Source organism: Exiguobacterium sp. Helios (assembly GCF_014524545.1).
GTDB lineage: Bacteria > Bacillota > Bacilli > Exiguobacteriales > Exiguobacteriaceae > Exiguobacterium_A.
In genome coordinates this window covers 938,000-959,284 of sequence record NZ_CP053557.1, presented here as the reverse complement: position 1 = coordinate 959,284, position 21,285 = coordinate 938,000, and the positions used below count along the sequence as shown (strand labels likewise).

Sequence of the window (21,285 nt, the reverse complement as noted above, 5' to 3'; positions counted from 1 at the left end):
GTAACTTTGTATGATACTGCTTGTAGTCTTAAATTAATCCTATTCGAAAACTAGGAATTGAAATCATTTATTCATTAAAAGGAGAGAGCGCTATGAAACACGGACTAAAGCTAGCAGTAGCAGCACTATCAACAGCGGGGGTGTTAGCGGCGTGCGGCGCTTCTAACGAAGAAGCAAACAAAGACGAAAAAATCGTAACGGTCGGAACAGAAGCAACATACCCACCATTTACGTATAAAGAAAAAGGCAAACTGACAGGTTATGATATCGATGTCATGAATGAAGTCGCAAAACGTGCCGGCTATAAAGTCGAGTACAAAGCGATGGACTTTAAAGGATTGATCCCGGCACTTGATTCAAAACGGATCGACGTCATCGCAAACCAAATGGGAATCACAGATGAACGGAAAGAAAAATATTCGTTCTCTGATGCCTATACAGTTTCCGGTTCAACAATCATCGTTAACAACAAAACAAATGACATCAAGACGCTTGACGACTTAAAAGGAAAAACAGTCGGTTCGACACAAGGTTCACTCTACGCGAAAACAGCGGAAAAAGCCGGTGCGAAAGTCAAGTACTACAAAGGTGCAAACCAAGTCTTAAAAGACCTTGAAGCAGGTCGTGTCGACGCTGCGATGAACGACCGTCTGTTTGTCCTGACAGAGCTTAAAAAAGCAGGATACAAAGTAAAAGCCGTCGGTGAGACGTTTGACAAAAACGAATCAGGTCTGATGATGGCGAAAAACAGCAAGTATGCAGAGGACTTCAACAAAGCACTCGCAGAGATGCAAAAAGACGGCACACTCGCAGATCTTGGGAAAAAATACTTTAACGAGGACATCAGTAAGTGATGGAATTGTTTACAATCGTCCGCGATAATGCGGACGTTTACGGAAAGGCGATTGGCACTACACTTCTTGCAAGTGGATTTGCCATCGTCTTTGCGCTTTTTCTTGGTCTGATTCTTGCCGTCATGCGGGATAGTCGTTTTGCCGTCTTAAGCGGCTTCGCAAGATTGTATGTTTCATTTTTCCGAGGAACGCCACTGTTACTGCAAATTCTGATTTTATACAATGGTCTCGTCGTCCTTCAACTGACCGGCTTCCAAGCGTTAGCATTTGGCCTGTCACTTCACTTCTCGGCCTACATCTCGGAATCGTTCCGGGCAGCGATTTCGTCTGTTGATCGCGGACAATGGGAAGCTGCGGATTCACTCGGAATTCCACGCCGGAAGACGTTTAAGGATGTTATCCTCCCACAAGCTCTTTCACGTGCCATTCCTCCCCTGTCGAACTCGGTTATTGATATTATCAAATCGACTTCACTCGGGACAATTGTAGCCGTTGAAGAACTGACGTATGTATCGGATCAGATTTCAGCAACAACCTATCTCGTCATGCCGTTGTTACTGTTCTCAGCTGCGATTTATTGGATCATGTCGACATTAATTCAAGCGGTGCAACATCGTCTTGAAGCCCGATTCAGTATTCCGGAATAGAATAAGTACACTTGGAATCGTTACACATTCCAAGTGTTTTTTTTAATCTTTTTCAGGTTTAATACTAGCCAACACGGGAATAATCAAGTATACTAATAAAAATCAGAATTATCTGATAACTTTAAAAGGAGCGTGGCCGAGATGAAACAAGTAATTGAAGCTTTCCGTAGACAAGATGCAGAGCAGCGGATTCCAGTGCTACGCCTCGAAATCGATTATGAGCTCAGTACGCTCTTCGATGCTATCCAGGTCCATGATCAAGCAGCTGTTACAGCCAGCAAAGAACGTTTAGATAAATATCGTCAGGAAATGCTTCGCCTCGAAGCATAACCCTATAGATACTCCCATCTCAACTCCCCCTTGAGATGGGACTTTTTTTGTAAAAAAAATAGCCCGAAGGCTATTTTTCAATCGACATCCCGTCCACGGGAAGCTTTTAAGATTTCAAACCACTGTTCACGTGACAGTTCGAGTCGGGTCGCCCGAACAGCTGATTCAATGCGGTCAATTTTTCCAGAACCGACGATTGGCATGATCCGTGCCGGATGTTTGAGCAACCAAGCATAGGCTACTTCATCGATTGCTTCTGCACCGATGTCATGTCCGATTTCCTCGAGCTTGTCGCGAAGCGGCGCAAACTGCTCATCTTTGAATAATCGCCCTCCAGCTAGTGGACTCCACGCCATGAGCGGCATTTCATTTTCGTGGCATAGATCAACAGAACCGTCTTCGAAGTGCTTCAGTTCTGCAACAGACAGTTCAAGCTGATTTGTGACGAGCATGAACGGCAGTCGTGATTGAATCAGACTTTGCTGTGCCGGTGTATGGTTTGACAAACCAAACGTCCGGACTTTTCCTGACTCTTTCAGCTCAACGAAGGCTTCTGCAATTTCGTTAGGATCCATCAATGGATCCGGACGATGGATTAATAACGTATCAATGTAGTCGACACCCAGTTCCTTTAATGAACGTGTCGCGTGTTCAATGATATGTTCTTTTGTTGTATCATAAAATGATAGTTTTTGATCCGAGAAGTAGTTTCCCTTCATCTTGATTCCTGTTTTTGTGACGATTTCCATCCGTTCGCGGAGTTCAGGTTTGAGAGCCAGTGCTTCACCGAACAACCCTTCGTTCGTATAATCGCCGTAGATGTCGGCGTGGTCGAATGTTGTGATGCCGAGAGCCAAACATTGTTCAATCAGTTCAAGACGCTGCTCTGCAGTCATTTCCCATTCGTTTAATCGCCATAAACCATGTATGACCCTTGAAAATGAAAGATCTTCTGTTAACTGTATCCGTTCCATCATTACTCATCTCCCTATCTCTATATGATGCTTCATCGTTCACTTTACATGAAATTGGTAACGGTTGCACGAGTTACGCCCTCTCATAAAAAAAACCGGCAAGAGTTTCCTCTTTACCGGTTTTTAATTGAAACGCAGGCCTTACTGAATCTGTTCCACTTCTTGCATGACTTCATCTTCAATCATCTGACGTTTACGTGTTGTCTCTGCAGCATCGGGTGATGTCACACTGAAATAGAATTTAATTTTCGGTTCAGTCCCGGATGGGCGAAGGCAGAACCACGAACCGTCTTCTAACGTAAATTTCAAGACATTTGATTTTGGAAGGTTAATCGGTGATGGTGTATGCTGTACCAAATCATGCGAAATGCTTGCATCATAGTCTTCAAATAAGACGACTTTTTCACCGGCCACTTGTTTTGGCGGATGCTCACGGAATGTATCCATGATCCGGCCGATTTGTGCTACACCGTCTTTCCCTTTTAGTGTCAATGAACGAAGTGACTCTTCAAAGTAACCGAACTGCTCATAGATGGCTTGTAACGCCTCATAGAGCGTCCGTCCTTCTTTCTTGTGATACGCTGTCATCTCAGCAGCAAGCAGGCAGGCCTGGACGGCATCCTTGTCACGGCAGAAATCTCCAATCAGGTAGCCATAACTTTCTTCATAACCAAACAGATATTCATATTCTCCGGATTCATTGTATTGTTTGATTTTTTCACCGATGAATTTAAATCCTGTTAACGTATTCTCAACATGCAAGTCGTAATGTCTTGCAATCAAAGCACCAAGTTCCGATGTGACAATCGTTTTCGCGACAAAACCATTTTTCGGTAATGTGCCTTGTGCCGCTTTTTGAGACAAGATGTAATCAAGCAGTAACGCACCTGTCTGGTTTCCCGTGAGGACGACCCATTCTCCATCCGCATCACGTGTCGCAACACCGACACGGTCGGCATCCGGGTCTGTCGCAAGCAACACATCCGCATCGACACGATCTCCGTACTCGATAGCCAACTTAAATGCCGCATGCTCTTCCGGATTCGGAGAAGATACTGTCGGGAAGGCGCCATCCGGCTTCGCTTGTTCTTCGACGACCGTTACATGCTCAAAACCATAATTCTTTAATCCTACCGTGACCGGTACAAGGCCTGTCCCGTGAAGCGGAGTAAAGACAATCTTTAAAGGTGCTGTCAACTCGTCCTGAATCGTCGGTAACACACGAATTGTTTTTAATTGTTCCTGGTACGCGTCATCCAGCTGTTCTCCGACACGAACAATCAATCCGTTCGCGCGCAAGATTTCTTCCGCTTCAAGCTCGATTAAAAGTTCGTCCTCGACTTGATTGACGTAAGAGACAAGATCATCCGCTTCTTTTGGCGGCAACTGTCCACCATCATTCCCGTAGACTTTGTAGCCGTTATATTCCGGTGGATTGTGACTCGCCGTAATGACGATTCCGCCTGCTGCCCGGAGTTCGCGCACGGCAAATGACAATTCAGGTGTTGGACGGAGTCCGTCGAACAAGTACGCTTTAATCCCGTTACTGGCAAGCGTCTTCGCTGCTTCTAATGCAAACTCCGGAGAGTAATGACGGGAGTCATGTGCGATGACGATTCCCTGCCCGACTGCTTCCGCTCCTTCTGCCTTGATAAAGTCAGCAAACCCTTGTGAGGCTTTACGCACCGTGTAGACATTCATCCGGTTCGTCCCGACACCGATCTCACCACGCATACCGCCTGTCCCGAATTCCAACTCTTTGTAAAAGGCTTCTTCGGCTGCTTTGTCGTCTGCCGCAAGCGCCGTCATTTCTTCTTTTAGTTCAGTTTCTAATCCTGCGAACTGATTCCATTTTTGATACGTCTCTTTCCATGACATGTAGTGTCCACTCCTTTAAGTTTGTTTGTACGAGATATTTGTTACGACTTGCGATAAAACGGTACCTTTCATATGATTACTTTAGAAAGGGTCAAGGTGATGTTCATGTTTCCAACCATTCAAATGACTGACTTGCAACAACTTGTCCATACGGATCAGATTCGCTGGTTTGATTGTCGCTATGATTTGCAGCAACCCGATTATGGTCGTGATGCGTTTAGGGAAAGCCATGTCGCGGGCGCACAGTATTTAGATTTATCTACTGATTTATCAGGACCACGTTCCGAAACGGGCGGACGCCATCCACTGCCTTCAAAGGAGCAATGGATCCACACGTTGGAGTCACTCGGGGTCCAGCGCGATGATTTCATCGTCCTTTATGATGATGGCTTCCCTTACGCAGCACGTGCCTGGTGGCTCTTTAAATGGGCCGGGCATGAACGTGTCGTCGTCCTTGAAGGCGGACTGTCATCTTATCTCGCATTTGACTTCCCCATGAGTACGGAATCAACTGTTTTAAAAAAATCAACTTATCAAGCCGACTTTAAAGACGACATGCTGATTCAATATGAAGAGGTTAAAAATCGTCCGGCAGAAACCTATCTCGTGGATTCCCGGTCACCGGATCGATTTCATGGTCAAAACGAAACGATTGATCCCGTCGCCGGTCACATTCCGGGGGCCGTGAATTGCTTCTTCGAAAAGGCAATCTCACCAGACCGCCGCTTGAAAGATGCGGAAGATTTGAAGGAATTGTACGCTGATCTGCTCGAAGCGGAATCTCCAATTCTTTATTGCGGCAGCGGCGTGACTGCTTGCGTCAATGTCCTTGCCTTGCACGCTTTAGGGAAAACCGATGTCCGGCTCTATGCAGGATCGTACAGCGACTGGATCAGCCAAACGGATGAAGTCGCACGATAACGTACACGAAAGTCCGATTTCCATCGGACTTTTTTTAGATTTGTACCGGTTTGATGTTCCAAATGGCATTGGCATATTCTTTAATGGTCCGGTCGCTCGAGAAGACGCCCGATTTCCCGATATTCATGATGACCATCTTGTACCATTTTTCAGTGTCCTGATAGGCACGCCCGATTCTTTCCTGTGCTTGTTGGTACGATAAGAAATCTTTTAAAATCAAGTATTCATCATTGTACGTCAACAGTGAATCATAAATTGCCTGGAACTCACCTGTCGGGAAAAGCGATCCGTCCACGAGTCCGTCGATTACGCGACGAAGTTCAGGTTGTGCACTGTATTGATCGTACGCACTGTAGCCGCCATATTTTTTATAGTTCATGACTTCTTGTGGGGTCAGTCCAAAAATGAAGATGTTTGGATCTTCCACCTCATCGCGAATCTCAATGTTCGCACCGTCCAGTGTCCCGATCGTCAAGGCGCCGTTCATCATGAATTTCATGTTTCCCGTTCCTGACGCCTCATAGCTCGCTGTCGAAATTTGTTCACTGACATCACTTGCCGGGAAAATCTTTTCTGCAAGCGAGACACGATAATTCTCAAGGAATACGACTTTCATATAAGGGCTGACATCCGGATCCGAGTTAATCAGTTTCGCTAAAGAATTGATATAACGGATGACTTCTTTGGCATAATGATAGCCCGGGGCCGCCTTTGCCCCAAAAATAAAGGTCCGTGGCGTCATTTGGAACGATTGATCTTCTTTTAGACGGTAGTACAACGAATGAATATGAAGCGCGTTAAGTAATTGTCGTTTATACGCATGAAGCCGTTTGACTTGCACATCAAAAATCGAATGTGGATCTACAACGATTCCCGTCTCATTCTCAATCAACTCTGCCAATTCTTTTTTACTCGCCAACTTGATTGCCTGGATATCCTGTTGAAGCGTGGTATCCTCTGCGAATTTCGTCAGTTTTTGTAAATCAGACGGATGATTGATCCAACTGTCCCCGATTGCTTCCGTTACACGATTTGCAAGTGCCGGATTCGATAACAGGAACCAGCGTCGATGTGTGATTCCGTTCGTTTTATTATTGAAGCGAAGCGGGAACATCTCATAAAACAAACGCATTTCGCGTTGCTTGAGGATTTCCGTATGGATTTGGGCTACACCGTTCGTCGAGTGGGTACCGACGACGGCTAAGTTCGCCATGTTGATCATCCCGTCCGCAATAATGGCAATTTCACGCATATTCGCTTCCAGATGTGGATAATTATCAAGGACATCCTTACAGAATCGACGGTTGATTTCTTCGACGATTAGATAAATGCGCGGCAATAGATTGCGGAACAGATCAACCGGCCAGCGTTCCAAAGCTTCCGAAAGCAATGTATGGTTTGTAAAGGACATGACACTTTTCGTAATCCGCCATGATTCCTCCCAAGAATATTCCTCTTCATCAATCAAAATCCGCATCAATTCAGGAATCGCAACGACCGGATGCGTATCGTTGATATGAATCGCAATTTGATTTCCTAAATGCTTCAGCGATGTGTTTCGTTTTTTATGTGACAATAAGATACTCCGGAGTCCTGCCGAGACGAAGAAATACTGCTGCTTCAGACGTAAGACTTTGCCTTCATATGTCGTATCATCCGGATATAAGAATTCAGAAATCGTCTGAATGGCTTGTTTGTGACTGAGTAAGTCTTTGTAGTTGCCGCGGTGTTGGCTTAACAGTTCATCGTCGTCATACGGTGATTCAGCACTCCATAGACGTAAGTTATTGACGATGCCGTTCTGATAACCGACGATCGGCATGTCATACGGAACAGCACGAACGATTTCTGCCGGTTCATGATGAACACGATACTTGCCGCCTTTCACTTCCTCCAACCACACGTTTCCTCCGAACGGAATATCGACCGCTTTGTCGGAACGACGGATTTCCCACATGTTGCCGTTCTTCAACCAGTTATCCGGAAGTTCGACTTGGTAGCCGTCGATGATTTTTTGCTTAAATAATCCATATTGATAGCGGATGCCGTTTCCATGGCCCGGTAAGCCGAGTGCTGCGAGTGAATCAAGGAAACAGGCTGCTAAACGACCGAGTCCTCCATTCCCAAGACCCGGTTCCGGTTCTTCTTCCGTCAAATCAGCCAAATCATAGCCGAGTTCTGAAAGACCGCTTCGTACCTCTTCTAACACATCGAGACTCAACAAGTTATTGTAGAGGAATCGACCAAGTAAAAATTCAAGTGAAAAATAATAGACTTGTTTACTTTTTTTATGAATGTAAGCTTCTTTCGTCCGCATCCAATCCGTTGTGACGTATTCCCGTACCATGTAGGCTAACGTTTGATAAACGTCATTTTCTGTTGCATCATCCAACGCTTTACCATGCATGGAAATAAACCGCTCATTAAACCTCTTCTTGAACTTCTCTTTGTCTTGGAACATCTAAAAACCCCATTTCCCGTAATCCCCTTCAGTCAACAGACGGTGCGATTAAACGATAGAGCGCCAAATATTCATCAGCGGAGCGAATCCAGCTAAAGTCTTCTTGCATCGCTGTTTCGATCAGATGTTTGAATACAGGTTTATCATGATACGTCTCAATCGTCCGTTTAATTGCATCCAGGAACTCTTGCGCATTATAATTCGAGAACGAGAAGCCATTTCCCTCTAAAGTGAACTGATTAAATGGTTGGACAGTGTCACGCAAGCCACCGGTTTCCCGAACAATCGGCAACGAACCGTACTTCATCGAGATCAATTGACTAAGGCCACACGGTTCGAAACGTGACGGCATCAAGAAGGCGTCACTGCCGGCATAAATCCGTTGGGCGAGTCCGACATCAAAACCGATGTAGGAAGCTACCTTGTCCGGACGAATCGTTGACGCATGCTGGAACAACCCTTCATACTCCGCTTCTCCCGAACCAAGAATGATGAACTGTGCATCGAGTTCGAACAGATCAGGCAGGATATGGGCGAGTAAATCGATTCCCTTTTGATCGACAAGACGTGAGACAAAGCCAAATAACGGCACATCCGGATTGACCGGTAAGCCAAGTTCCTGTTGTAAGGCTGCCTTGTTCACTGCTTTACCTTCTTCAACCGTCTTCACATCATAGTTTTCTACCAGATGTTCATCCGTATCCGGACTGAACTGTCTGTAATCAATTCCGTTCAAAATTCCTCGGACGTCGACGGCACGGTGTTGTAAGACCGGTTCCAGTGTTTCCCCGTAGTAGGGATCCATGATTTCATCACGGTAAGACGGGCTGACAGTAGTAATTTGATTGGCATGGACAAGACCAGCCTTCATATAGTTGACGAGACCGTTATGGGCAATTCCGTCTGCAGTGAAGTGTTCGTGACTGAGACCAAGCAAATCACCCAGTACTTCTTCCGGGAAGACACCTTGATATTGCAGGTTATGGATGGTAAAGACCGTTTTGATTTCCTGATAACGGTTGAGATGCTGATAATGAATCCGTAAGAAAGCCGGTAAGACGCCGGTTTGCCAATCATGACAATGGATGACATCCGGTACTTCCTCTGCATCGACACGTTGAATCATTTCAAGGACCGCTCTTGAGAAGTACGCAAAACGCTCCGCATCGTCATAATGACCATAAATTACACCATCGCGCTTGAAGTAGTATTCATTGTCGATGAAATAAAACGTCACACCGTCTTGTTTTAGACGCAAGACTGCCCCAAATTGTTGACGCCATCCGACCGGGACGATGAAATCAAATAAAAATTCCATCTCTTGTTTGTATTGTTCTTTAATTTGACCGTAGTTCGGTAAAATGACCGAAACTTCCGCACCCTCTTCAGCAAGCGCTAAAGGGAGCGAGCCGACGACGTCAGCTAGCCCCCCTGTCTTGATGAATGGTGTCGCTTCTGTGGCAGCAAACCATACCTTCATAATGACATCCCCTTTTAAACGATTGTTTGTTTCTTGATGACAATCGGTTCTTCAGCCGTTCCACGGATGACTTGTCCGCGTTTCACTGTTACCTCTTTGTCAAGGATCGCGTATTCAACGACTGCGCCTTCTTCGATGACTGATTTTTGCATGATGATCGAGTTTTTAATACGCGCATGTTTTCCGACTTTGACACCACGGAAGAGGATGCTGTCCGTTGCCGTTCCCTCTAGCTTACATCCGTTCGCAACAAGTGAATTCTTGATTGTAGATCCCGGTAAGTAACGTGTCGGTGGTTCGTGTTTGATTTTCGTGTAAACGTGTTGGAAGTCGTTGATTGCTCCCCACTGTTCGAGTAACAGCATGCTTTCACGGTAGTACGAACGAAGGGAATGAATCACTTGTGATGTACCTGTGTATTCATAACCATGGACATGAAGTCGGTTTAATTGAGAACGAATGATGCTTTGAAGCAAATCATATTCCCCGCGACCGATTGCTTCGTCAACAAGACGGACGAACAAGTTTTTTGACAGGACAACTGTTTCCATGTAGAACGTCTCATCCGATGGTTCATACCCGCGTGAACCGATTGCCGTCACACGGTTCTGTTCACTAAAACGAATCGGACGGCAATAGTTACACGGCAAATCACGCTTCGTATAAACGACCGTAATATCGGCATTGGATGATTTATGTTCACGCAGCACATCGCGATAATCAACAGCGGATAAAATATTTGATCCTGTAATCACGACGTAGTTCTCTTTACTGCGTAAAAAGAAGTCGCGGTGTAAATGGAAGTTTGATAAATCACCACGGAATTCATGGGCATCTTGTGATAAAGCCGGCGGGAAGATGTATAATCCGCCGTTTGACCGGTCCAAGTCCCACTCTTTGCCGGATCCAAGATGATCCATCATGGCCCGGTATTTTTCAAGTGTAAAGACACCGATATTCGCAATCTCATTTTGAACCATGTTTGTTAATGTGAAATCGATGAGTCGATAACGACCTGCGAATGGTACGGCAGCCAAGTTGCGGTGTTCCGTCAATTCTTTAAAGAATCCTTCTTCACCGCTCAGATTGATGACTCCTAGTAAATCTGTTTTCATCGGTACTTCCCCCTTATTGGATCGCTTCTTTGATGACTTCATTTTTCGGAATGACACTGTTCGCTTCGATGACAAAGACTTCGCCGTTCGGTATTCCGATTGTCGCCCCGTCTTCTACGACGACGCCGTCTGCGAGAATCGCCCGGTGAATCGTGACGTCTTTACCGATCTTAACGTTCGGGAAGATGACCGAATCCTTCACAAGTGAACCTTCTGCGACGTCAACGCCGTAAAAGAGAACCGAATGATTGATTTCGCCTTCGATATGGCATCCTTCGTTGATGATCGAAGTATCGATTGAAGCATTGTTCCCGATGTACTGTGGTTGTTGATTTGGATTGACGGAGTGTACTTTCCAAGACGGTTCATACAAATCAAACTCCGGATCCGCTGCAAGTAAATCCATGTTGGCTTCCCAAAGTGATTGGATTGTTCCGACGTCTTTCCAGTATCCCTTGAATTTATAGGCACGAATATTTAGGTTTTCAAATAGCATGTTCGGAATGATGTTTTTCCCGAAGTCAAAGCTTGATTCTGCATCCCCGGCATCTTGAATCAAGTGACGTTTCAAGACATCCCAGTTAAAGACGTAAATTCCCATCGAAGCCAGGTTTGATTTCGGATTTTCCGGTTTTTCTTCAAATTCATTGATTCGAAGATCTTCGTCCGTATTCAGGATCCCGAAGCGCGGTGCTTCTTCCCAAGGGACTTCGCGAACAGAAATCGTGACGTCTGCTCCCCCTTGACGATGTTCCTCAATCATTTTTTCGTAATCCATTTTGTAGATGTGATCCCCTGACAATACAAGCACATAATCTGGATCGTATTGGTTGATGTAACTCATATTCCGGTAGATGGCATTCGCCGTTCCTTCATACCAGTTTTTCCCGTTTTGGGCTTGGTATGGTGGCAGGATCGTTAATCCACCGTTACGGCGGTCAAGATCCCAGGCACTTCCGATTCCAAGATAGCGGTTCAGTTCAAGTGGTTCATATTGCGTCAAGACTCCTACTGTGTCGATTCCTGAGTTCGTACAGTTAGATAACGGGAAATCAATGATTCGATATTTCCCTCCAAACGCGACCGCCGGTTTTGCAGTGTGTTTCGTAAGTGCTCCTAGACGTTTTCCTTCTCCGCCAGCAAGCAACATCGCGACGACATTCTTTTTAGCCATTTCGTCCCCTCCAGTTTGTGCTCTTTTTGTCCATCAATCATGTGTTTTAATTTATACAGATACTCTTATATACCCACCTTTTCTCTTTTTAATATAACATTCCTGCAAAATAGGTTTATTAAAATACAAATTTCTTAAATTTCTCTACTGTTTTCTCCATAAAAGACCGATAATAGGAATGAAATGCCGTTTGAAAGGAGTTTTCATGAGAATCACGACCGGATACACCTTAGTGTTGGCTTTAGCTTTTAGTTTAGTACTAACACTTTTTTCAGTTCGTAATCAGTTGGATCTTGCCCAGGATTTGTTCCGTTGGGCAGATCAAAAGACGACTGATCGCCCCCTCGCATCTTATCAACCGATTACTGTCACGTATCAAAAAGAACGCCTCGAGCTTTATGACGGGTTACGCCGGAATGATTTGAAAGCAAATGCTTTACCGCCAAAGGTCGAGCAGGCTTTCATTGCAATTGAAGACCGGCGATTTTATCAACATGACGGTTATGATATCACCGGTATTTTGCGAGCGTTTACAGAAAATCAATCCGGCGATAACAAAGGTCAAGGCGGGAGTACCATCACCCAGCAACTGGCACGGATGACTTATCTTTCCACAGAAAAAACCTATACTAGAAAAATAAAAGAAATTTTGATTGCGATCGAACTGGAACAAAAATATTCAAAAAAAGAGCTTTTAACGGCGTATGTCAATCAAGCTTATTTTGCGAATAATATCTACGGCATCGAACTCGCAGCAACATCCTATCTTGGAAAACATTCAAAAGATTTAAACTGGGCGGAAGTCAGCTATTTGGCTTCGATTCCAAACAATCCGTCTCTTTACAATCCATTGCGGTTTCCGAAAAATACAAGCAAACGCCAACAACGCATTTTAAAAGCTTTGCAGCAGACGCAAAACATTTCAAACAAAGCCCGGAAGCAGTCGGTCAACCTTTCGTTTCATAAGCCGACCATCCGGTATCCTGATTACATTGATGCCAGCGTATCAGAAGCAATCCGCCAAACAGCCGCTTTAAAAAATTTGAGCATGTCACAGGCTGAACAGTATTTACATCAACATGGCGCCGTCATTCAGACTTATCTTGATCCGGCAGAACAGACGCGGGCCAAACAAGCGATTCAACAACTCCCCCAACCGATTGAAGGCGCTTACGTCGGAATCGATGGAGATACACGTGGTGTAACAGCACTTGTCGGCAACAAGTCCAATGTACCGGGACAGCTCAACCGGGCGGTTCAGTCTTACCGTCAGCCTGGGTCAACGTTGAAACCATTACTTGTTTATGGTCCCTACCTTGAAAAGACGAAAAAAACATTAACGAGTCGATTGGACGGAAGTCCTGTTTGTTTTGACGGGTACTGTCCGCAAAACAGTAGCAACCGGATTCTCGGAAGCGTGACGATTGCTGATGCGATTGCTTACTCCTACAATACACCAGCCTTACGTGCTTTTTCTGTTTCGTTTAATGAAGGATTGAAGACGATCCGACCGTTCCGGTTCAGTCAATGGACGGAAGAAGATAATTCCTACAACAGTGCATTAGGCGGGTTGAAGTATGGCGTCAGTCCACTTGAACTGACTAGTGCCTATACAACCTTTGTCAATGATGGACTTTACAGTCCCTCTTCGATGATCCGCACCATCACGACGGATCAGGGAGCACTTTACCGGCATACGATGTCAACGGACCGGATCTGGTCGAGCCGGACAAACCAATTACTGCGCAAAGGGCTCCACAACGTCATGACCTATGGAACAGGACGCTTGGGTTATGATTCTAATTTTGCCTATACAGGAGGCAAGACCGGTACGACAAACGACAATAAAGACATGTGGTTTGTCGGCATAAAGAATCAACATGTCGGAGGAATCTGGCTTGGGGCAGATATTCCCCGTGCCTTCCCAAGCGAAGCGAACAGTACATTACAGGTCAGAACGTGGGCTTCGATTGTCCAATGACTTATTTCGTAAACAAAACGGCTTGTCCTAGCGAATTGAACAAGCTCAGTCCGACCCAGGTCAATCCGGCCAGTAACATGCCCCATGCCAGAAAAAGAAATACCACTAGTCCGATGGCTCCTGCAGTGGAGGTCATTTTACTGATTTGAAACACGTAAAAGAAAAAATAGATTAAAAAAGAACTTGCCAGTACGAGACAAACTAACGGGAACGATGTCATGAATGCAAAACTGATGCATCCTCCGATTAACAGGAGAATACTGCCGGGGCGTAACATACTCAATGTCGTTCCCACCTGTTCTTTGATGAAAAACGCAAACCCAAGCTGATTAATCGTATCGGAAATCAGTTTCAAAGAACTGAAGATCATGAAATAAATGATTAAAAAGCCAAGCCATACGAGCAACTTCGTGTTACGTGCACTAAGTATTTGTAGTAGCTCGTCGTACACCCCGACGTCATTCAACCACGTCAGTGCAAGCTCAGACGTAGCAATCGCAAGAGACGTACTGAACAGCAGGATGCTGATCAGAGGGGCATAACTCAATAAGTAGACGTTCGTCCGCATTTCGAATCTCCATTCATAGAAATTTCATATGTAGCACACAATTACACTTACAAGTATACTATAATAGATTATATCGGTTATTGAGACTAAAGGGGGAAGCAAAAATGGCATTTATTTTAATGGTAGGCGTTAGCCTCGCTTTCTTGACAGCGATTTTTACTGCAGGCTACAACAAAAAACCTGAAGGTAACGAATAAAACAAATCCCCCTGCCCGTTCATTCGGGTCAGGGGGATCTGTTGTTTTACAGTAGATTCGCATATCCTTGTTGCCGGAGTGCTTCATACACGATGATGGCAGCCGTGTTCGAGACATTGAGCGAACGAACAAGATTCGATTGCGGAAGACGGATGCAACGATCCAGATTCTCATCAATGACGTTTAACGGTAATCCTTTTGTTTCGCGTCCGAAAACAAAAAAGTAGTCTTCTTCAACGTTCGATAAATCCACTTGGCTTGGATATTTTTCGCCATACTTCGTGATATAGTAGAACGTCCCATCTGGGTGTTTATCCCACAACTCTTCCAACGAATCATGATACCTTACATCAACGAACTCCCAATAATCAAGACCTGCCCGTTTCAACTGTTTATCATCCGTTGAAAACCCAAGCGGTCGTATTAAATGTAAGACTGAATGCGTCGCTGCGCATGTCCGTGAAATATTACCTGTATTTTGTGGAATTTCTGGTTGATACATGACGACGTGAATGGCCATTAATTCTTCTCTCCTAACTCACGCGCAAGCAGCGCTTCTTTATGGGCAATGCCACTGGCAAAACCCGTCATTTTACCGGATGCCCCAATAATCCGGTGACAGGGATAAATCAAAGCGATTGGATTCCGATTCAAAGCACCTCCGACTGCACGGGCCGCCTTTTCGGAACCAATCATTCGTGCCAGTTGTCCATAACTTGCTGTCTGGCCGAACGGAATCAATCTCAACGCTTCCAAGACACGCTGCTGGAAGACGGTCACTTCTAGCCGGCAAGGAACGTCATCCAATGCGCCCGGCTGTCCTCGTTCATATGCTTCAAGTGCATCGGCTAGAAAATCAGGCAACGGTGCCTCATAATAGGCAGCTTCGTCAAGATATTGCTTCAGACGATTCATGTCATGTCCAAAATCGAGATAGACGACTTCATCTTCTTCCCACCCGATAACCAACTCACCAAACGTATAGGTCAATTTTTTATACGGCATGCCCGCTCCCCCATTCCTCAAGCAAACGATTCCCTTCCACTTGAACATCTTCCGCAGAATCAGTCAACAGACGCCCTTGGATATAGTCTTTTGCTTCTTGACCGGCAATCCGACCAATTGCCCAGACGGCAAGGGCTCGCATATCTTCCCGCTGATCGGTTTCAGCCATCACTCGCAAAGCCTCGAGTGCCGTCCGGTCTTGATAATGTACGAGCGCACAGACGGCGTTACGTTGAATTGGTTTTTTCCCACGCCATGCACCCGATAATGAACCAAACCGTGTTTTAAATTCACGATTACTAAGAGAAAGCAACGGAATGAGTAACGGTTTGACCTGTTCCGGATCAGGTTGCAGTTCGCTGTGTTGTGTGGCATGTTTTTTCCGGTTGTATGGACAAACTTGCTGACAGGTATCACAACCGTATAAACGATTTCCGAGGGCATATCGGAAATGTTCAGGAATCAGAGTCTTCGTTTGCGTAATGAACGAGATGCAACGTTTCGCATCGATGACACCCGGTTCAATCAGTGCATCCGTTGGACAAGCATCGAGACATTTATTGCAGGAACCGCACAACTCTTCGACCGGCTCATCCGGAGGCAGATATTGATCTGTAATCAATTCTCCTAAATAAAGATAAGAACCATGTTCCTCGCTAATGATGGAACAGTTTTTCCCGCTGAATCCGATCCCTGCCCGTTCTGCGACCGCACGATCGACCAGTTCTCCCGTGTCGACCATCGAACGTGATCGAGCTCCGGGGATCAGTTCTTGAATTTTTTCTTCCAGCAATGTCAATCGCTGCTTCAGAGCCTGATGGTAGTCCAGTCCCCAAGAAGAACGTCCAAAGATTCCGCGCCGTTCCCCTTCTTTTCCACGCGGAGCATCCTTGAGCTTACTTGGATAAGCGACGGCGATTGCGATGATGGAGACGGCATCATCCAGTAACAGCGTTGGTGTCGTCCGCCGTTCAAGATCGGGTTCTTCAAATCCGGAAGCATATCCTTTTTCTTGTTGTTGAATGAGACGCTGTTTCATCACCAGAAAAGGATCCGCTGTCGTAATACGGAATTCATCGATACCAATTTCTTTGGCATACCTCTGCAATTCTTTTTTCAACAATTCCCCCTGCATCGTATCTCTCCTTTCGCTTGTTTATCTCCATGCTAAACAAAAAGAGCAAAGTGTCAATTAAAAACGACACGTTGCTCTTTTCAGGTAAGCGGGTGAAGGGAATCGAACCCTCATCATCAGCTTGGAAGGCTGAGGTTTTACCACTAAACTACACCCGCATAATCAGGTGAATCTTAAATGAGATCGTACAAAGGTAAAAGCGGGTGAAGGGAATCGAACCCTCATCATCAGCTTGGAAGGCTGAGGTTTTACCACTAAACTACACCCGCAAGATACCGGTGGTCGGAATCGAACCGACACTCCAAAGGAACACGATTTTGAGTCGTGCGCGTCTACCAGTTCCGCCACACCGGCACAATCTCTTGCAAAACTATTCAATTAAGAATTATTGGAGGCGCCAGTCAGAATCGAACTGACGATAGAGGAGTTGCAGTCCTCTGCCTTACCACTTGGCTATGGCGCCATTTATTGGAGCGGAAGACGGGATTCGAACCCGCGACCCCGACCTTGGCAAGGTCGTATTCTACCACTGAACTACTTCCGCACAAAAAGCTGGGCTGGAAGGGATCGAACCTTCGCATGCTGGAATCAAAATCCAGTGCCTTACCACTTGGCCACAGCCCAATAATAAAAGGGCGACTGATGGGAATTGAACCCACGAATGCCGGAATCACAATCCGGTGCGTTAACCACTTCGCCACAATCGCCATAATAATAAAACAGGGGCAGCAGGAATCGAACCCGCGCTGACGGTTTTGGAGACCGTAGTTCTACCGCTAAACTATGCCCCTAAAGTGGTGGGGGGGGGCGGATTCGAACCGCCGAACCCGAGGGAGCGGATTTACAGTCCGCCGCGTTTAGCCACTTCGCTACCCCCCCACAAATGGGAAAACATTAAAAATCATATGGTGGCTTTGGACGGAATCGAACCGCCGACACGAGGATTTTCAGTCCTCTGCTCTACCGACTGAGCTACAAAGCCTTAATAATGGCGGTCCTGACGGGATTCGAACCCGCGATCTCCTGCGTGACAGGCAGGCATGTTAACCGCTACACCACAGGACCGTATGTAATAATTGCGGGGGCCGGATTTGAACCGACGACCTTTGGGTTATGAGCCCAACGAGCTACCAGACTGCTCCACCCCGCGATGATAAAAAATGGTGACCCGTACGGGAATCGAACCCGTGATACCGCCGTGAAAGGGCGGTGTCTTAACCGCTTGACCAACGGGCCATTTTATAATTGAAAATGTTATGGCGGAGAGCAAGGGATTCGAACCCTTGAGACGCTTATGACGCCTACACGATTTCCAATCGTGCTCCTTCGGCCACTCGGACAGCTCTCCATTGCATGTGGTGAAGAAGTAATAAATGGCTCCGCAAGTAGGATTTGAACCTACGACCTACCGGTTAACAGCCGGTTGCTCTACCACTGAGCTATTGCGGAACGATCGCCTGGCAGCGTCCTATCCTCACAGGGGGAAGCCCCCAACTACTTTCGGCGTTCAAGTGCTTAACTTCCGTGTTCGGCATGGGAACGGGTGTGACCACTTGGCTATCGTCACCAGACGACGGGCTCGCGCCCTCAAAACTGAAGTCATCAACAAGATCATCTGCTAGAACAAGGCCTCGACCGATTAGTATCACTCAGCTCCGCATGTCGCCATGCTTCCACCCGTGACCTATCTACCTCATCGTCTCTGAGGGGTCTTTCTTGATTACTCAAAGGGAAATCTCATCTTGGAGGGGGCTTCATGCTTAGATGCTTTCAGCATTTATCCCGTCCGCACGTAGCTACCCAGCGATGCTCCTGGCGGAACAACTGGTACACCAGCGGTGCGTCCATCCCGGTCCTCTCGTACTAAGGACAGCTCTCCTCAAATTTCCTGCGCCCACGACGGATAGGGACCGAACTGTCTCACGACGTTCTGAACCCAGCTCGCGTACCGCTTTAATGGGCGAACAGCCCAACCCTTGGGACCTACTCCAGCCCCAGGATGCGATGAGCCGACATCGAGGTGCCAAACCTCCCCGTCGATGTGGACTCTTGGGGGAGATCAGCCTGTTATCCCCAGGGTAGCTTTTATCCGTTGAGCGATGGCCCTTCCATGCGGAACCACCGGATCACTAAGCCCGACTTTCGTCCCTGCTCGACTTGTAGGTCTCGCAGTCAAGCTCCCTTCTGCCTTTGCGCTCTACGAATGATTTCCAACCATTCTGAGGGAACCTTTGGGCGCCTCCGTTACTGTTTAGGAGGCGACCGCCCCAGTCAAACTACCCGCCTGACACGGTCCTCCAGCCGGATGACGGCTGCGAGTTAGAGACTCTATGCATGAAGGGCGGTATCCCAAGGGTGACTCCTCCGAAGCTGGCGCTCCGGTCTCGACGTCTCCCGCCTATCCTGTACATCATGCACAAAGCCTCAATATCAGGCTGTAGTAAAGCTCCATGGGGTCTTTCCGTCCTGTCGCGGGTAACCTGCATCTTCACAGGTACTATGATTTCACCGGGTCTCTCGTTGAGACAGTGCCCAAATCGTTACGCCTTTCGTGCGGGTCGGAACTTACCCGACAAGGAATTTCGCTACCTTAGGACCGTTATAGTTACGGCCGCCGTTTACTGGGGCTTCGGTTCAAAGCTTCGCTTGCGCTAACCCATCCCCTTAACCTTCCAGCACCGGGCAGGCGTCAGCCCCTATACGTCATCTTGCGATTTAGCAGAGACCTGTGTTTTTGCTAAACAGTCGTTTGGGCCTATTCACTGCGGCTCTACTCATGTAGAGCGTCCCTTCTCCCGAAGTTACGGGACCATTTTGCCGAGTTCCTTAACGAGAGTTATCCCGCGCGTCTTAGAATTCTCATCCCGCCTACCTGTGTCGGTTTACGGTACTGGCACCTTCCACCTCACTAGAGGCTTTTCTTGGCAGTGTGAAATCGTGACCTTCGTCCCTACGGGACTCCGCATCGTTCCTCGACTTTGGTGCCTGACGGATTTGCCAATCAGACGGTCTCGAAACTTACACATGCACTTCCATCCGCATGCGTCACTATCCTCCTGCGTCCCCCCATTGTTCAAACGGTGGATCGGTGGTACAGGAATATCAACCTGTTATCCATCGCCTACGCCTTTCGGCCTCGGCTTAGGTCCAGACTAACCCTGAGCGGACGAGCCTTCCTCAGGAAACCTTGGGCTTTCGACGGAGGGGATTCTCACCCCTCTTTTCGCTACTCACACCGGCATTCTCACTTCCAAACGCTCCACTGCTCCTTACGGTACAGCTTCACAGCGGTTTGGAACGCTCCCCTACCATTCCTTACGGAATCCGCAGCTTCGGTGGTATGTTTAGCCCCGTTACATTTTCGGCGCGGCGCCACTCGACTAGTGAGCTATTACGCACTCTTTGAATGGTGGCTGCTTCTAAGCCAACATCCTAGCTGTCTAGGCAGCGCCACATCCTTTTCCACTTAACATACACTTTGGGACCTTAGCTGGCGGTCTGGGCTGTTTCCCTCTTGACTACGGATCTTATCACTCGCAGTCTGACTCCCGAGTATAAGTTGCCGGCATTCGGAGTTTAACTGAATTCGGTAACCCTGTGGGGGCCCCTAGTCCAATCAGTGCTCTACCTCCGGAACTCTCAACCTCGAGGCTAGCCCTAAAGCTATTTCGGGGAGAACCAGCTATCTCCAGGTTCGATTGGCATTTCACCGCTACCCACACCTCATCCCCGCACTTTTCAACGTGCGTGGGTTCGGACCTCCAGTCAGTGTTACCTGACCTTCATCCTGGACATGGGTAGATCACCTGGTTTCGGGTCTACGACAACGCACTATGGCGCCCTATTCAGACTCGCTTTCGCTACGGCTCCGCCTCATCAGCTTAACCTCGCGCGCTATCGTAACTCGCCGGTTCATTCTACAAAAGGCACGCCATCACCCATTAACGGGCTCTGACTACTTGTAGGCATACGGTTTCAGGATCTATTTCACTCCCCTTCCGGGGTGCTTTTCACCTTTCCCTCACGGTACTGGTTCACTATCGGTCACTAGGGAGTATTTAGCCTTGGGAGATGGTCCTCCCGGATTCCGACGGGGTTTCACGTGTCCCGCCGTACTCAGGATCCACTCTGGAGGGAAAACAGTTTCAGCTACAGGGCTGTCACCTTCTTCGGCCGACCTTTCCAGGTCGTTCACCTACTGTCTTCCTTTTTGACTCCGTATAGAGTGTCCTACAACCCCGGAGAGCATGCTCTCCGGTTTGGGCTGTTCCCGTTTCGCTCGCCGCTACTCAGGGAATCGCATTTGCTTTCTCTTCCTCCGGGTACTTAGATGTTTCAGTTCCCCGGGTCTGCCTCACGCTACACTATGTATTCATGTAACATGTCCCATCCCATTACGGATGGTGGGTTCCCCCATTCGGAAATCCTCGGATCAAAGCATACTTACTGCTCCCCGAAGCATATCGCTGTTCGTCGCGTCCTTCATCGGCTCCTAGTGCCAAGGCATCCACCGTACGCCCTTCATACCTTGATCTAGCATTTTGGTATTCTAAGAACACACGTCT

The 21,285-nt window shown here is 47.1% G+C and carries 15 protein-coding genes, 15 tRNA genes and 2 rRNA genes; 5 read left to right on the top strand and 27 right to left on the bottom strand.

The features are described from left to right. Window positions 1-92: 92 nt before the first annotated feature. From HNY42_RS04975 to HNY42_RS04965, 3 genes are all read left to right on the top strand, one after another. Complete coding sequence (locus HNY42_RS04975; RefSeq protein WP_131503855.1) at window positions 93-854, top strand: transporter substrate-binding domain-containing protein; 762 nt, start codon at window positions 93-95, stop codon at window positions 852-854. Next, complete coding sequence (locus tag HNY42_RS04970; protein WP_114596516.1) at window positions 854-1,501, top strand: amino acid ABC transporter permease; 648 nt, start codon at window positions 854-856, stop codon at window positions 1,499-1,501. Before HNY42_RS04975 ends, HNY42_RS04970 begins: the two co-directional genes overlap by 1 nt. A 141-nt stretch (window positions 1,502-1,642) precedes the next feature. Continuing rightward, window positions 1,643-1,831 (top strand): hypothetical protein, encoded by a 189-nt coding sequence (locus tag HNY42_RS04965; protein ID WP_012369580.1) that lies wholly within the window; start codon window positions 1,643-1,645, stop codon window positions 1,829-1,831. A 77-nt stretch (window positions 1,832-1,908) separates the two neighbouring features. Here the strand turns inward: HNY42_RS04965 and HNY42_RS04960 are convergent, their stop codons facing one another. Beyond that, on the bottom strand, window positions 1,909-2,805 hold the full coding sequence (locus HNY42_RS04960) for an aldo/keto reductase (protein WP_165871667.1): 897 nt from the start codon (window positions 2,803-2,805) through the stop codon (window positions 1,909-1,911). 141 nt (window positions 2,806-2,946) lie between these two features. Beyond that, window positions 2,947-4,683 (bottom strand): phospho-sugar mutase, encoded by a 1,737-nt coding sequence (locus HNY42_RS04955; protein WP_188005198.1) that lies wholly within the window; start codon window positions 4,681-4,683, stop codon window positions 2,947-2,949. Between the two features lie 105 nt (window positions 4,684-4,788). Here HNY42_RS04955 and HNY42_RS04950 point away from each other — a divergent pair, with 105 nt between their 5' ends. Continuing rightward, window positions 4,789-5,604 (top strand): sulfurtransferase, encoded by an 816-nt coding sequence (locus HNY42_RS04950; RefSeq protein ID WP_251138686.1) that lies wholly within the window; start codon window positions 4,789-4,791, stop codon window positions 5,602-5,604. A gap of 34 nt (window positions 5,605-5,638) precedes the next feature. Here HNY42_RS04950 and HNY42_RS04945 read toward each other — a convergent pair whose 3' ends face one another. From HNY42_RS04945 to HNY42_RS04930, 4 genes are read right to left on the bottom strand one after another with little or no spacing between them, the layout of a single operon-like run. After that, entirely contained in the window at window positions 5,639-8,065 is a 2,427-nt protein-coding gene (locus HNY42_RS04945; RefSeq protein ID WP_188005197.1) for a glycogen/starch/alpha-glucan phosphorylase, read from the bottom strand. Between the two features lie 28 nt (window positions 8,066-8,093). Then, window positions 8,094-9,545 carry a glycogen synthase GlgA gene (gene glgA / locus HNY42_RS04940; protein ID WP_188005196.1) on the bottom strand — a complete coding sequence of 484 codons (1,452 nt, stop codon included), beginning with the start codon at window positions 9,543-9,545 and terminating at the stop codon, window positions 8,094-8,096. A gap of 14 nt (window positions 9,546-9,559) precedes the next feature. Then, a complete protein-coding gene (glgD, locus tag HNY42_RS04935; protein WP_131973269.1) occupies window positions 9,560-10,660 on the bottom strand; it encodes a glucose-1-phosphate adenylyltransferase subunit GlgD in 1,101 nt (366 codons plus the stop codon). Window positions 10,661-10,673: 13 nt separating this feature from the next. After that, complete coding sequence (locus HNY42_RS04930) at window positions 10,674-11,834, bottom strand: glucose-1-phosphate adenylyltransferase (protein ID WP_188005195.1); 1,161 nt, start codon at window positions 11,832-11,834, stop codon at window positions 10,674-10,676. Between the two features lie 205 nt (window positions 11,835-12,039). On the opposite strand from HNY42_RS04930, the gene HNY42_RS04925 reads away from it, so the two are divergent. Then, a complete protein-coding gene (locus HNY42_RS04925; protein WP_188005194.1) occupies window positions 12,040-13,815 on the top strand; it encodes a transglycosylase domain-containing protein in 1,776 nt (591 codons plus the stop codon). Window position 13,816: 1 nt separating this feature from the next. On the opposite strand, the gene HNY42_RS04920 is transcribed toward HNY42_RS04925, so the two are convergent. The 21 genes from HNY42_RS04920 to HNY42_RS04820 form a co-directional block, all read right to left on the bottom strand. Next, entirely contained in the window at window positions 13,817-14,383 is a 567-nt protein-coding gene (locus HNY42_RS04920; protein WP_131503846.1) for a DUF5366 family protein, read from the bottom strand. A gap of 243 nt (window positions 14,384-14,626) precedes the next feature. Further along, a complete protein-coding gene (trmL, locus tag HNY42_RS04915) occupies window positions 14,627-15,100 on the bottom strand; it encodes a tRNA (uridine(34)/cytosine(34)/5-carboxymethylaminomethyluridine(34)-2'-O)-methyltransferase TrmL (RefSeq protein WP_026829115.1) in 474 nt (157 codons plus the stop codon). Then, on the bottom strand, window positions 15,100-15,585 hold the full coding sequence (locus tag HNY42_RS04910; RefSeq protein WP_188005193.1) for a methylated-DNA--[protein]-cysteine S-methyltransferase: 486 nt from the start codon (window positions 15,583-15,585) through the stop codon (window positions 15,100-15,102). The genes trmL and HNY42_RS04910 overlap by 1 nt, the downstream gene beginning before the upstream one ends. Further along, complete coding sequence (gene queG / locus HNY42_RS04905) at window positions 15,575-16,720, bottom strand: tRNA epoxyqueuosine(34) reductase QueG (protein ID WP_131973271.1); 1,146 nt, start codon at window positions 16,718-16,720, stop codon at window positions 15,575-15,577. The genes HNY42_RS04910 and queG overlap by 11 nt, the downstream gene beginning before the upstream one ends. 87 nt (window positions 16,721-16,807) lie before the next feature. Beyond that, window positions 16,808-16,878 (bottom strand) — tRNA-Gly (locus tag HNY42_RS04900). Window positions 16,879-16,918: 40 nt separating this feature from the next. Then, window positions 16,919-16,989: transfer RNA gene (locus HNY42_RS04895), tRNA-Gly, on the bottom strand. Between the two features lie 4 nt (window positions 16,990-16,993). Beyond that, window positions 16,994-17,074 (bottom strand) — tRNA-Leu (locus HNY42_RS04890). A gap of 35 nt (window positions 17,075-17,109) precedes the next feature. Next, a tRNA-Cys gene (locus HNY42_RS04885) sits at window positions 17,110-17,183 on the bottom strand. A gap of 6 nt (window positions 17,184-17,189) precedes the next feature. Beyond that, a tRNA-Gly gene (locus tag HNY42_RS04880) sits at window positions 17,190-17,264 on the bottom strand. Between the two features lie 8 nt (window positions 17,265-17,272). Beyond that, window positions 17,273-17,344 (bottom strand) — tRNA-Gln (locus HNY42_RS04875). A gap of 10 nt (window positions 17,345-17,354) precedes the next feature. Then, window positions 17,355-17,427, bottom strand: a tRNA-His gene (locus tag HNY42_RS04870). A 13-nt stretch (window positions 17,428-17,440) separates the two neighbouring features. Further along, a tRNA-Trp gene (locus HNY42_RS04865) sits at window positions 17,441-17,511 on the bottom strand. A gap of 4 nt (window positions 17,512-17,515) precedes the next feature. Further along, a tRNA-Tyr gene (locus HNY42_RS04860) sits at window positions 17,516-17,599 on the bottom strand. A gap of 27 nt (window positions 17,600-17,626) precedes the next feature. Then, a tRNA-Phe gene (locus HNY42_RS04855) sits at window positions 17,627-17,702 on the bottom strand. Between the two features lie 7 nt (window positions 17,703-17,709). Continuing rightward, window positions 17,710-17,785, bottom strand: a tRNA-Asp gene (locus HNY42_RS04850). 11 nt (window positions 17,786-17,796) lie between these two features. After that, window positions 17,797-17,870: transfer RNA gene (locus HNY42_RS04845), tRNA-Met, on the bottom strand. Window positions 17,871-17,881: 11 nt separating this feature from the next. Further along, window positions 17,882-17,956, bottom strand: a tRNA-Glu gene (locus tag HNY42_RS04840). 21 nt (window positions 17,957-17,977) lie between these two features. Further along, window positions 17,978-18,068, bottom strand: a tRNA-Ser gene (locus tag HNY42_RS04835). Window positions 18,069-18,094: 26 nt separating this feature from the next. Continuing rightward, window positions 18,095-18,169 (bottom strand) — tRNA-Asn (locus HNY42_RS04830). A gap of 6 nt (window positions 18,170-18,175) precedes the next feature. Then, a 5S ribosomal RNA gene (gene rrf / locus HNY42_RS04825) occupies window positions 18,176-18,291 on the bottom strand. Window positions 18,292-18,339: 48 nt separating this feature from the next. Continuing rightward, window positions 18,340-21,254: ribosomal RNA gene (locus tag HNY42_RS04820) — 23S ribosomal RNA — on the bottom strand. Window positions 21,255-21,285: the final 31 nt, after the last annotated feature.

What these genes read in the sequence shown, in the direction of transcription:
- HNY42_RS04975 (WP_131503855.1), top strand. Translation starts at nt 93, where the DNA reads ATGAAACACGGACTAAAGCTAGCAGTAGCAGCACTATCAACAGCGGGG.
- HNY42_RS04970 (WP_114596516.1), top strand. Translation starts at nt 854, where the DNA reads ATGGAATTGTTTACAATCGTCCGCGATAATGCGGACGTTTACGGAAAG.
- HNY42_RS04965 (WP_012369580.1), top strand. Translation starts at nt 1,643, where the DNA reads ATGAAACAAGTAATTGAAGCTTTCCGTAGACAAGATGCAGAGCAGCGG.
- HNY42_RS04960 (WP_165871667.1), bottom strand. Translation starts at nt 2,805, where the DNA reads ATGGAACGGATACAGTTAACAGAAGATCTTTCATTTTCAAGGGTCATA.
- HNY42_RS04955 (WP_188005198.1), bottom strand. Translation starts at nt 4,683, where the DNA reads ATGTCATGGAAAGAGACGTATCAAAAATGGAATCAGTTCGCAGGATTA.
- HNY42_RS04950 (WP_251138686.1), top strand. Translation starts at nt 4,789, where the DNA reads ATGTTTCCAACCATTCAAATGACTGACTTGCAACAACTTGTCCATACG.
- HNY42_RS04945 (WP_188005197.1), bottom strand. Translation starts at nt 8,065, where the DNA reads ATGTTCCAAGACAAAGAGAAGTTCAAGAAGAGGTTTAATGAGCGGTTT.
- glgA (WP_188005196.1), bottom strand. Translation starts at nt 9,545, where the DNA reads ATGAAGGTATGGTTTGCTGCCACAGAAGCGACACCATTCATCAAGACA.
- glgD (WP_131973269.1), bottom strand. Translation starts at nt 10,660, where the DNA reads ATGAAAACAGATTTACTAGGAGTCATCAATCTGAGCGGTGAAGAAGGA.
- HNY42_RS04930 (WP_188005195.1), bottom strand. Translation starts at nt 11,834, where the DNA reads ATGGCTAAAAAGAATGTCGTCGCGATGTTGCTTGCTGGCGGAGAAGGA.
- HNY42_RS04925 (WP_188005194.1), top strand. Translation starts at nt 12,040, where the DNA reads ATGAGAATCACGACCGGATACACCTTAGTGTTGGCTTTAGCTTTTAGT.
- HNY42_RS04920 (WP_131503846.1), bottom strand. Translation starts at nt 14,383, where the DNA reads ATGCGGACGAACGTCTACTTATTGAGTTATGCCCCTCTGATCAGCATC.
- trmL (WP_026829115.1), bottom strand. Translation starts at nt 15,100, where the DNA reads ATGGCCATTCACGTCGTCATGTATCAACCAGAAATTCCACAAAATACA.
- HNY42_RS04910 (WP_188005193.1), bottom strand. Translation starts at nt 15,585, where the DNA reads ATGCCGTATAAAAAATTGACCTATACGTTTGGTGAGTTGGTTATCGGG.
- queG (WP_131973271.1), bottom strand. Translation starts at nt 16,720, where the DNA reads ATGCAGGGGGAATTGTTGAAAAAAGAATTGCAGAGGTATGCCAAAGAA.